We start from the raw sequence: 12,247 nt of genomic DNA on the forward strand, positions 1-12,247 counted from the left end.
GAGCTCTGCTTGCACGTTTCGATCGTGTGAAGTGGAGAAGCTTCTGCCTTTGCGAACCTGACTAGACAGGGTGTGAGAGCGCGCGGTTAGAAGTGGACCTCTGGAGCAAAAGACCGAAGAAGTCTGAAAGACTTCGACGGGATTTTGTGAAGAGGAGCCACTTCTGCGCGACCGAACCCGACTACAGGGTGTAATTTTTGGAATTGTATTAAGGAGCATCCGTTGCGCTCTTGAAAGTGATCGTTAAAGGTTTAAAGGATCAACACGGCTGAAGCCGTCTTGTACTTTATCCGTAAGTCGCTTGCGCTCCAACGGCTAAAGCATAGCACCGGCTCGGGCCAAGGTCCCTCACCTAGCAAGCTTCAAACGTATCGTACGGCTTCTGCCTACGATACGTAATTCGCTTTGCTTGCTTTTTCATGGCTAACGATCACTTTCAAGGCTCCACTCCTGCTCCTATCAATATTGCAAGTTATTTTTAAATCAACATTGAATAGTACTATCAAAATATCTCTTTTAATATTATGGGGTGTTGGTAAAGCGATGTTGTGGTCTTATCGATATTGTCTGCTGCGATAAAAATATCCCTTATAAAAAATTAGAAAACCAGATCCTGAACTGTGTAGGATCTGGTTTTGTGCTTTTATTAGGAGAGGGGCTTGCCAAGCCACACTCGGGCCTTTTAAGTGTGTATTGGGAAATGGCAATCCACATTCGTCCCTTTCAATTGTGGGTTGGGGATCATTAACCCACAATCGGCCCCTTCGATTGGGTGTTGGCGAATGGCAACCCACACTTGGCCCCTTTGATTGGGTGTAGGGGGTCGCCAATCCACACTTAGGCGGTTTAATTGTGGGCCGGCCGCTCTCCACTCTCCGATTCCACCCAAAATCAAAAGGAAAAGCAGGCACCCGGCCTGCTTTCGTTTATTATTGAACTTGTGGCCGCTCATCCACCCAACGGTCCATGGTGGCTTTGGCGAGGATGAGGCAGGCGAGTCCGAGCGATAATCCAGCCAGGGTGTCGGAGAAGTAGTGGACGCCGAGGAAGATGCGCGACCAGGCCAAAGCTAGGGAGAGGAGGCCCACTAAAGAGTAGAGGAGGGCGGGGTGCTTGAAGTGTCTAGGCCAGAGGTAGACCAGGGTCAGGGCCAGGCTGCCGTAGAAGACGACCGAGCCCATGGAGTGGCCGCTGGGGAAGGAGTAGCCGCCGACCAGGATGAGATGGTCGAAGAGGTCGGGACGCGGCCGTTCAATCAGGAACTTGACCAGCTGGTTGATGCCGGAGATGGTCAGGAAGTCGGTCAGCAGGAGCCAGATGGCCAATTGTTTTTCTCTCTTGTAGACCAGCCAGATTCCCAAGAGAGCGATGAAGATCAGCTGCAGGTAGTTGTCGCCCAGATAGGTGAAGGCGCGGATGATGGGGACCAAGAGGGGGTAGTGGCCGCCGTAGAGGGCCGTATTCACCGCCTGGTCCAGGGCCAAGAGGGCGGAGTTGCCCGTTGCAACAAGGCAAAGAATGATTAAAAAGGGCAGGCTAGCCAGTCCAGCGGCCCACAGGTAGTTTGTTTTCATGATTTTCCTCCATTAATGCAATACCTTTATTTTACGCGAATTTAAAGAAAAATAAAGTCTTTTTTAAGAGGGCTGAGAACAGACAGGGCAAAATTTCTTTGCTACAATGAATGGTAAGAATAAGAAATGGAGTGACGGGATGAAAGCAGCATTTATCATTGATAGTACAGCTAGTTTGCCGGATGACTTGAGGAACCGGGACAATGTCTTTCAAGTGGACTTGTCGATGCGCTTTCCGGATGGCAAGGAATTTGCGGACACTGCTGAACCCGAGGCAGCCCAAGCCTTCTACGACTACCTGGACGCTTCGCCTGAACTGCCCCAGACCTCGCAGCCAGAGCCCCTGACCTTCTACCAGCGGGCCCAGGAGATTATTGCGGGCGGCTATCATACGGTCTTCGCCATCTTCCTCTCCAGTAAGATCAGCGGGACTCTGAAGACGGCGCGGATGGTGCTGGAGGAATTCGCTGATGACTTCAAGACTTATTATATTGATTCCAAGGGGACCTCTTTCCAGATGCAGCACATCTTGCTTGAGGGCCTAGAGATGGTTGAAGCGGGTTGGCCGGCTGACCGCCTGGCCGAAGAGCTCCAGTGGATTGGCGATAATTCTCGGATCTATGTGGTGATTCCAGACCTCAAGACCTTCGTTAAAGGGGGACGGGCTTCCTTACTGACCGCCAAGCTGGGCAGCCTGCTCCGGATCAATGTGGTGGCCTACTTCAATGCGGCAGGGGAAGTTGTCCTCTACGACAAAGTGCGGACCAAGAAGAAGGTCATCCAAGCCTACCAGAAACTGCTGGACGAAGCCATCGCGGCCTATCCTCAAGGCATCCGCTTGGCCTTTGCCCATGGGGGAGTGCCGGAAGAGGCGGAGGAATTTAAGGCAGCTATCCACGGCCAGCATCCGGACCTAGATTGTATGATCGGCTATCTGACCCCTGTTTTGGGGACCCACGGCGGCAAGGGCTCGATCGGCATGGGGACCCTGGCCAAGCACCGCCCATTAGAGGATTAGTTTAGAAATATTTAAGGCATTTTCCCTTGCATTCTGAGCCTTTTGGGCGTATACTTTGGAGAGTGCCGTCATGGCATGACCTAGTACTTAGTCTTTGCGAGTCACCGACGATCGACTCAGTTCTAGGCAAAAATATAGAAAGAGGTGTTGTCAAAATGGCAATTTCAAAAGAAGAAAAAACACAAATTATCGAAAAATATGCAACGCATGAAGGGGATACTGGGAGCCCAGAAGTACAAATCGCTGTACTTACCGCAGAAATCAATGCGCTGAACGCCCATGCCCAAACTCATAAGAAAGACCATCATTCTTACCGTGGTTTGATGAAGAAGATTGGTCACCGTCGTAACTTATTAGCTTATTTACGTAACAAGGACGTTACCCGTTACCGTAACTTGATCCAAAGCTTAGGTTTACGTCGCTAATTCGATGTCAAAAAAGCGAGATTCGAGCAATTGGATCTCGCCTTTTTATTAAGAAAAATGAGCTTGGGGTTTGAATGGGAATTGTGCTATGAGCATTCGTTGCGCTGTTGAATTTGGGCCTTGAATGGATAGGGGATCAACACGGCTGAAGCCGTCTTGTACTTTATCCGTAAGTCGCTAAAGCTCCAACGGCTAAAGCATAGCACCGGCTCGAGCCTTGGTCTCTCGCCTAGCAAGCTTCAAAGTTAGAGTGTGACAAAAGTCGGGAGCTCTGAATCACTGGAGCAAAGGATGGAAGAGCCTTGTTAGAGGCTCGGCCAGCCTTTGTGAAGTGGAGTCAGAGCTGACTTTTGGAGCAGGTTTGGGCTCGTACGGCTTCGCCTACGATCCCTAATTCACATCTAGTCGGGTTCAGGCTAGCAGAAATAGCTCCTCTTCACAAATAGCCGCCGAAGACTTTCAGTCTTCTCTGGCTATTTGCTCCAGAGGTCTATTTCTCCCGCTAGCCTTCACACCCTGGACCTTGCTTGTTCACGGCTAACGATCACTTTCAAGCTCCACTTCTGCTCATGAGTAGATTCCAAGCTGCTTTTTGCCTGGTGCTTTGATAGTGGTGGTGCGGGGTTGTGCTGACGACTTGCTATCTGCATTCAGAGCTTTTGAAAGCAAATTGATGATCTGCTATCTGTGTTCAAAACCTCGAATACAAATAGGCGACCCGCTATCTGCACTCAAGACTCTTGAATGCAAATTGCTGACCTGCTATTTGCGCTCAGGACACTCGAAGGCAAACTGGCGGGCTGCTATCTGTACTCAGGGCTCCTGAATGCAAATAGGCGCCACCCTCTCACCCCTGAGATGGCTACGGCCTTTGCTTATGGGGGAATCCCAAGCTGATTTTTTATGTTGGAATTTGTTAGTGCCTGTCCAGGTCTACTTTTCCTGCCTATGGATACTATTGTAAGTTAATTTTTATTGGATGATTGTTGTTTGAAATGGTAAGCGGCGTCTGTAATTCCTACTAACCAAAGAAGTGGGGCCTGGCCTTCAATTTGGACCTAGTTCTTTGTTTAGTAGCTTACGACGCCATGCAAAAAGAGATAAAGGAGCATGACATGTCTGAAGAAAAGAAAGTCTATAAAATGAACTGGGCGGGGCGTCCGCTCCAGGTTGAGATTGGCCAGTTGGCTAAGCAGGCTTCTGCGGCGGTCCTCGTGCGTTACGGGGAGACGGTTGTTTTAACAGCTGTGGTTGGGGCCAAGGAGCCTAAGGAAGGACAAGATTTCTTCCCTCTCCAAGTGCTTTATGAAGAAAAAATGTACGCTGCGGGTAAGATTCCGGGCGGCTATATCAAACGGGAAGGGCGGCCAAGTGAGCACGCTACCTTGACGGCACGTTTGATCGACCGTCCCATCCGTCCGCTCTTCCCTGAAGGTTACAAGAATGATGTTCAGGTGATCAATACCGTGATGTCGGTAGACCCTGACTGCAGCCCTGAGATGGCGGCCATGTTCGGGTCTTCCCTGGCGCTCGGCATCTCCAGCATTCCTTTTGAAGGACCGATCGCGGGGGTCAATGTGGGCCGGGTGAACGGCGACTTGATGATCAACCCAACCGCCGACCAAGCAGCCCAGTCTGATTTGGAATTGACGGTTGCGGGGACTTCCAAGGCCATCAACATGGTGGAATCTTCCGCGTCCGAACTGAGCGAGGACGAGATGTTGGCTGCCCTCATGTTCGGTCACGCCAATATCAAGGAAATGACCTATTTCCAAAAACAAATCATCGACGAAATCGGCCAAGAAAAGGTCGACTATGTGCCGGATGAATTGGATCCTGAGCTGGAAGCGGAGATCGTGACCAACTACCACCAACGCATGGTGGAAGCCATCCAAACCTTCGACAAGTTGGAACGGGAGGAAAATATCCAAGCGGTTAAGGATGAAATCCTGTCTGTTTACGATGCCCGCTTCCTCGAAGACGAAGACTTTATCCAGATCCACCAACAAGTGGCTGACCTGGCTGATAAGTTGGAGTACAATGAAGTCCGCCGCCTGATTACGGATGACAAGGTCCGTCCCGATGGCCGTCAAATCGACGAAATCCGTCCTTTATCTTCTGAAGTGGGACTCTTGCCTCGCGCCCACGGATCTGGTCTCTTTACCCGGGGTCAAACCCAAGTGTTGTCGGCATGTACTTTGGCACCACTGTCCGAAGCCCAACACATCGACGGCTTAGGACCTGACTACGACCAACGTTTTATCCACCACTACAACTTCCCCCAATACTCTGTGGGGTCAAACGGCCGCTACGGCTCACCAGGCCGGCGCGAAATCGGCCACGGGGCTTTGGGCCACCGTGCCTTGAGCCAGGTGATCCCAGAGGAAGAAGACTTCCCATACACCATCCGCTTGGTAGCTGAAGTGCTGGAATCTAACGGCTCTTCTTCCCAAGCTTCCATCTGTGCGTCAACCTTAGCCATGATGGACGCTGGTGTGCCAATCAAGGCGCCGGTTGCCGGGATTGCCATGGGTCTGGTCATGAACGAAAAAGACGAAAGTAAGTACACCATTTTGACGGATATCCAAGGCCTGGAAGACCACCTGGGCGACATGGACTTCAAGGTGGCGGGGACGGCTGAAGGGATTACCGCCCTGCAGATGGATATCAAGATCAAGGGAATTACTGAGGAAATCTTGCGCGAATCCCTGGCCCAAGCCAAAAAAGCACGGATGCAGATCCTCGACCAAATCACCTCAACCATTGCCGAACCACGGGCTGAACTGAGCAAGTATGCGCCTAAGATCGGCAAGATCCGCATCGATGAAGACCAAATCAAGGTCGTGATCGGTAAGGGTGGCGAAACCATCAACGGGATCATCGACGAAACCGGCACCAAGATCGACATCGCGGATGACGGCCTGGTGACTATCTACTCCGATGACCAAGCTATGATCGACCGCGCCATTGAAATCATTGAGCAGCTGACCCTGAAGATCGAAGTCGGCCAAATCTACGAAGGCAAGGTCTTCCGCATTGAAAAATTCGGTGCCTTCGTTGACCTGGCACCTGGCCAAAACGGCATGATCCACATTTCCGAACTCCAACACAAACGGACCAACAAGGTGGAAGATGTGGTCAATATTGGCGATATCGTCCGCGTTAAGGTGATCGAAGTCGATGACCGCGGCCGGATCAACCTGTCCATGAAGGCTCTGACGGATAAGGACGAAGAGTAGGCTGGGATTGCATGCTTGATGATGGGGATTGAATGCATTAACATTGTTGAGCATACGTTCTGCTTTGAAAGTGATCGTTAAAGAGCCGTGGCATCGGTTCGGGCCAAGGTCCCTCACCTAGCGAGACTCAAACGTATCGTATGGCTAGCGCCTACGATACGTAATTCGCTTCGCTTGCTTGGTCACGGCTAACGATCACTTTCAAGCTCCACTCCTGCTCATGATTTGGAGAAGCAATCGGATTTCATTGTTTGCATTAAGCATTAAATTGAAAAAAAGAAATGGTGCTTTGATTTTAATAAGAGCAATCAAATAGCCAGCAACACAAATAAAGCAGCTAGTGACCTGAGAGAAGGGGCTAGCTGCTTTTTTGTGTATTTGTTGATGTGGTGTTAGTGTTAGAGCATGGAGTTAATGAATAGGGGGCGGACAAAAAGAAATAGAATCTGTTCGTACCGGTACTTTCATAAGAAAAGATGTGTTAAAGCTTTAGGATCTCGGAAGCAGCTGTCAAGCTTGTGCCTAGTAGGCAATAAGGGAAAAGCTGTTGGATCGGATATTTCAGTGTATCATCATAGAAACAAAAACCCAAAAAGTTAGGCTTTGAACCTAAACTTTTCGGGAAAGTAGGGAATGACTAACCTTATTTTTAAATTGTTCACCAAATACTATCGATAACGCCATCACGCTTCAGCTTGAGTAAGCAAAGTAAGTAGGTAGCTAAAGCCAGTATTTGGATAAGGTTTTTAAAGGAAAAAATGGTTTCAGTCCAAGACAGACCTAAAGCATAGTCGAGTAAACGTCCTAGAACGTAAAGCATACATACTAGGATAAAAATATAGGCATTCATAATTTTTTCTATTTTGCTTATCATAAGTTCACCTTACCTAAGTTTAGAAATAGTGAATGGCTTCTTTCGGGCATAAAAATATCTTCTTATTCAAAAAAAATGTACATTATAAATCGAATATAACATAAATATATGTTTAATTCAAATGATCAGGGGATTATGATAAGAATAAGCTGGTGGGATTGAAAGAGGAGAAGCTGCTAGTATTTATTTTTGTGGAAGATGCCGGATCGGAGGGGCACTGGCACAGTGCTTTTCAAGCAAAAAAATCCTCCAGCACTAGGCTGGAGGATAGGGGGGACAAGAGCGTGGAGCTTTTGTCATAGCTTGTAGTCGGGTTCGACTTGGCAGGCTTGGAGTGATTTCACAAGTCAGAAACGAGCGAATGCTTCGCTCTTATTCTGACTTGCTCCAATCATCCAATCCTAAACGCCAAATCTCACACCCTTTAGTTGGGTTCGGGCTAGCAGAAAGAGCTCCTCTTCACCAAAATCCGCCGAAGACTTCCAGTCTTCTCTGGCTTTTGGCTCCAGAGGTCTCTTTCTCCCACTATCCCTCTCACCCTTTATAGTCGGGTTCGAGGATGCAGAAAGGGCTCCTCTTCGCAAAGAGCCGCCGAAGACTTTCAGTCTTCTTTGGCTCTTTACTCCAGAGGTCCCTTTCTCCCGCATCCTCTCACACCCTTACAGAATCGTAATGGCTTGTCCATTATATTCAAGGTTGAACTTGCTGATTGGGAGCCAGTGTCTTGCGCCGAGGTCGTAGGCTGGGTTCTTACCACCGGTCATAGCGCCCTTGTTGGCGTTGGAGTAGAGTGGGTCGTAGACGCGGAAGGCGTTGTTCTTGTAACCGGTGATGACCTTGCAGTGGTTGCGAACATAGTCACCTGGTTTTTGGTAAGAGGAGTAGCCGTAGTAGAGGACAGGGTTGCCGGCGAGGACGGTATCGATGATCTCTTGGGTGTTAGCGCCCGTGATGTTTTTGACACCGGAGTAGTAGGTCTTCAGGTAGTTGGTCAGGCCTTTAGGGTTGATGACCCAGCCGAAGCCTTGGCCGGTGAAGACGTCGCCTTTTTGGCCGTTTGGATCGCTTGGGTACATTGGGGTGTTGCGGATGAGGGTGTCGAGGTTGAAGTCGACGTCCTTAGCGCCTAAAAGCATGGCAGAGGCAGCGCCGGCACAGCCCCAAGGTGCGAAGACGGGTTTGTATTGGCTGACATATGGCACGTGGTTGAGGACGCGTTCTGGCGCAATGGCTTTGGCGTCGATCCAGCCTTGGGTGCCATCTGCTAGGGTGATGTTGACCCAGTCGGCCCGGTTGGTGGAGACTTCTTGGTTGACCTGAACATTTTGGCCGGTGTAAGCCTTCATCTGGCCGCGAGACTTGATGGTTTCAAAACCTGGAATACCCCATGGTTTGGAGTCCAGGGTGTGGTTGCCGTTGGTTAAGCGAGCAGAGTAGTTGACCTTTTTCGCGTTTGAGGTGTAAACGTCGACTTGGCCCTTGGTTAAGCCGGCCCGGTCGAACCAGCCGCTAGTGCCATCGGATAAAGTAATGTAGGCCCAGTCTGCACGGTTGGTGGAGACTTCGCTACTTACCTTGACTTGGTCGCCGGTGTGTTTCTTCATGTCGGACCGAGTGGCGATGGTCTTGTAGCCAGGGATCCCCCAAGGTAGGGTATCTAGGGTATGGTTGCCGTTAGAAATCGTAGCGGTGTAGTTGACAGAGTTTTGAGGGCTGGTGTAGGAGTCGACCTTGCCGCGGGTCAAGCCCTTGATGTCGAACCAGCCGCTCGTCCCGTTAGGAAGGGTGATCAGTGCCCAGTTGGCCCGGTTAGTAGAGACTTCTTGCGAGACTTGGACCCGTTCGCCTTGGTGTTTCTTCATGTCGGACCGGCTAGCAATGGTTGAGTAACCTGGAATGCCCCAAGGTAGGGTATCTAGGGTGTGGTTGCCGTCAACGATAGTGGCCACATACTTCACGTCCTTGTGAGCTGAAGTGTAGTCATCGATTCCGTTGGCGCGCTTAGGACCAGCACCTGGCTTGAGGCCTGCCCGGTCGATCCAGCCCTTGAGCCCATCTTGGAAGGTCACATAGGCCCAGTTGGCACGAGTAGTGGACACTTCTTGAGAAACTTGGACGGTTTGGCCGCGGCGGGTCTTCATTTGGGCCCGGCTGCGGAGGGTTTGGTAACCTGGAATTCCCCAAGGCTTAGAATCTAAGGTATTGTCGCCGTCTTTGAGGTGGGCGGTGTAGTTGACATCTTTAAAAGCGCTCGTATAAGCGTCGCCAACTTTTTGGACGCCCTTGGTATCGATCCAGCCAGAAACTTTGCCGTCGAGGCTATCGATATAGACCCAGTTAGCGCGTTCGGTTGAAACGCCTTGGCTTACCTTAACGTTAGTGCCAACTAAGTTCTTGTAGGCATTGCGGCTAACTAAGTTTTGGTAGTCCTTGGTTCCCCATGGCTTGGAGTCGATGGTGTGGTTGCCCACTAGACGGCCATAGTAGTTCAGGCTTTCCACGTCAGAGGTATAGCGGTCAAAAGGCAACTTCTTGCTTAAGGCCTTGCGATCGACCCAACCAGCGAGGCTATCTTGGAAGTTCACGTAGGCCCAGTCGGCACGTTCAGTTGAGATGTAGTAGGACACCTTGACCAAGTCGCCTTGGCGGTCCTTCAAGTTAGCGCGGATAGTTTCATAGCCGGCCGTGCCGTAAGGGCGGGTATCCAAGGTGTGCTTGCCGGATTGGAGGGTCATCCATTCATCGGTCGCTTGGAGTTGGCTGGTGTACTTTTCACCGGTCTGGTTTTGGGTATCCAGTTTAGGCTGGCTGACCTTTGTTTCTTCCTTACCGATAACAATTTCAGGCTGCTTATCGAGGTCGGTCCCTGCATAGTAGCCCGCTTGGACTTCCTTCTTCTGAGGGGCAGGGGCTTCTTCTGTGACCTCAGCTTCAGCAGCTTGGTCAGCAGCAGCTTGGTCTTGGCCAGCTGGCGCGATTTCTTCAGCAGGTGCTTGGATATTTTCTTCGTTTTGGGCATCTGCAGCCAGTTCATCTGCCGCTACCGCTTCAGGGCTGTAGAGGAAGGCAGCTAAGGCCAGGTTCGACGCCAAAAGTAAGTGTGTTTTCTTCATAGGTCTCTCCTTTGATTAATATCTGATTAAATTAGACGATCGCATTAATTATAGGCAATCCCCGCCACAAAAACAAGGCCCAAAGCCCGACCTGAAAGAATTTTATAAGCGTTAAAATCAAGCTTCCAGGAGTATAAATTAAAATATGATGAGAATAGCTATGGGAAGCTTAGCTTTTTTAGCCAGAAGAAGTAGGGAGATCGGGACAAGCGATCGCTAAAGAATTCATAAAAAGCCCGTATTTGTCTGACAAATATGATACAATAAGGCTATTAATAAAAAAATCATGAGAAGAGAGTGTGACAAAAGTCGGTTAGGCCTGAATCAGCTAACGCATACTATATCTGTAACTCGCTACGCGTCGAACAGCTATAGCAACTGTCCGCAAACTATGTTCAATCGTTGGCCAACGATTGAACATAGTTTGTAGTTGGGTTCGACTTGGCAGTCTTGGAGTGGCTTCACAAGTCAGAAACAAGCGAATATTTCGCTTTTATTCTGACTTGCTCCAACCATCCAAGCCAAAGCGCCAAGTCTTACACCCTGCATAAACTGGATGTCAGGACTGACTTTTGGAACAGATTTTTGCCAAAAAGTCCGTTATTTAAAAAGAAGACGAAGCTTTTGTCCACGGCCTTCGGAATAGAAAAGTGAGGAAGCATTATGACTAAAGAATATACTGTTGCAATCGTTGGGGCTACTGGAGCAGTGGGGGAGCAGTTATGTGACCTCTTACCCCAAGCCGAAATCCCTGTCAAAGATGTGAAGCTTTTGGCTTCTGCCCGTTCAGCTGGGAAGGTCCTTCCTGTCGGTGATAAGACCTATGAAGTGGAAGAATTGACCGAAGACTCCTTCGAAGGTGTGGACATCGCCATCTTCTCTGCTGGCGGCGCTCTCTCTGAAAAATTCGTCCCTGCTGCGGTGAAGGCGGGTGCGGTAGCGATCGACAACACCTCTGCCTTCCGCATGGACCCAGACACCCCACTGGTCGTTCCAGAAGTTAACCCAGAAGCCTTGAAGGACCACAATGGCCTGATTGCCAACCCTAATTGTTCGACTATCCAAATGGTAGCGGCCCTCAAGCCAATCCACGATGCTTATGGCCTCAAGCGCGTCATTGCATCGACCTATCAAGCGGTATCAGGAGCTGGCGCTGAAGCTATTGAAGAAACCCTGGCCCAGTCCAAGGCCATTGTGGAAGGTAAGGAAGTGCCTGAAGCCGAAGTCTTGCCATGTGCTGGTGACGACAAGCACTATCAAATGGCCTTCAACGTCCTGCCACAGATCGACAAGTTCCAAGACAACCACTACACCTTCGAAGAGATGAAGATGACCAATGAAACCAAGAAGATCATGGGCCTCAAAGACCTACCTGTCTCCACTACTTGTGTTCGCGTGCCAGTTCTTCGTGCACATTCTGAGAGTGTTTATATTGAAATTGGCGAAAATAATGTTACAATTGAAGCGATACAAGATATCTTGCGCCAAGCACCTGGTATTGTGGTAGAAGACGATATCCAAAACCAAGTCTACCCACAAGCCATCAATGCAGAAGGGAAGAAGGAAACATTTGTCGGCCGGATCCGTAAAGATTTGGATGTTCCCAACGGCTTCCACCTCTGGATTGTTTCAGATAACTTGTGGAAGGGTGCCGCATTGAACTCCGTGCAAATCGCCGAAGAAATGATTAAGCAAGGCTTGATTTAAGTTTTAGATAAATGATGCTGATGAGCATCCGTTCCACTTTTGAATTTGGTCCTTGAATTATGGAGGGTCAAGAACGTCTGACGCCGTTTTGTACTTTATCCGTAAGTCGCTTTGCTCCTACGGCTAAAGCAGCACCAGCTCGAGCCAAGGTCTCTCGCCTAGCGAGACTCAAACGGTTCGTACGGCTTGCGCCTACGATCCGTAATTCGCTTCGCTTGCTTTTCATGGCTAAGGACCAACTTCAAAGCTCCACTCCTGCTCATAAATCAAGTGGTGGTGAGAAGTGTGCTCAATCGG

General features: G+C 49.8%; 6 protein-coding genes. 4 read left to right on the forward strand and 2 right to left on the reverse strand.

Features of this window, described 5'->3' with window-relative positions:
• Nucleotides 1-929: 929 nt before the first annotated feature.
• Nucleotides 930-1,574, reverse strand: a complete 645-nt coding sequence (locus tag QP339_RS01835) for a phosphatase PAP2 family protein (RefSeq protein WP_284910166.1) — start codon at nt 1,572-1,574, stop codon at nt 930-932.
• Between the two features lie 139 nt (nt 1,575-1,713).
• Here QP339_RS01835 and QP339_RS01840 point away from each other — a divergent pair, with 139 nt between their 5' ends.
• The 3 genes from QP339_RS01840 to pnp all read left to right on the forward strand — a co-directional run bounded on the left by QP339_RS01840 (nt 1,714) and on the right by pnp (nt 6,256).
• Nucleotides 1,714-2,592 (forward strand): DegV family protein, encoded by an 879-nt coding sequence (locus tag QP339_RS01840; RefSeq protein ID WP_284910167.1) that lies wholly within the window; start codon nt 1,714-1,716, stop codon nt 2,590-2,592.
• Nucleotides 2,593-2,747: 155 nt separating this feature from the next.
• Nucleotides 2,748-3,017, forward strand: a complete 270-nt coding sequence (gene rpsO, locus QP339_RS01845) for a 30S ribosomal protein S15 (RefSeq protein WP_067972344.1) — start codon at nt 2,748-2,750, stop codon at nt 3,015-3,017.
• Nucleotides 3,018-4,132: 1,115 nt separating this feature from the next.
• The gene (gene pnp / locus QP339_RS01850) at nt 4,133-6,256 is read left to right on the forward strand and encodes a polyribonucleotide nucleotidyltransferase (protein ID WP_284910169.1); all 2,124 of its coding nucleotides are present in this window, start codon (nt 4,133-4,135) and stop codon (nt 6,254-6,256) included.
• Between the two features lie 1,533 nt (nt 6,257-7,789).
• On the opposite strand, the gene QP339_RS01855 is transcribed toward pnp, so the two are convergent.
• A complete protein-coding gene (locus tag QP339_RS01855; RefSeq protein WP_284910171.1) occupies nt 7,790-10,243 on the reverse strand; it encodes a GW dipeptide domain-containing protein in 2,454 nt (817 codons plus the stop codon).
• A 663-nt stretch (nt 10,244-10,906) separates the two neighbouring features.
• Here QP339_RS01855 and QP339_RS01860 point away from each other — a divergent pair.
• The gene (locus QP339_RS01860) at nt 10,907-11,950 is read left to right on the forward strand and encodes an aspartate-semialdehyde dehydrogenase (RefSeq protein ID WP_284910172.1); all 1,044 of its coding nucleotides are present in this window, start codon (nt 10,907-10,909) and stop codon (nt 11,948-11,950) included.
• Nucleotides 11,951-12,247: the final 297 nt, after the last annotated feature.

Origin of the sequence: Aerococcus sp. UMB7834, from assembly GCF_030215145.1 — a bacterium.
In the GTDB taxonomy this organism is placed as follows: Bacteria; Bacillota; Bacilli; order Lactobacillales; family Aerococcaceae; genus Aerococcus.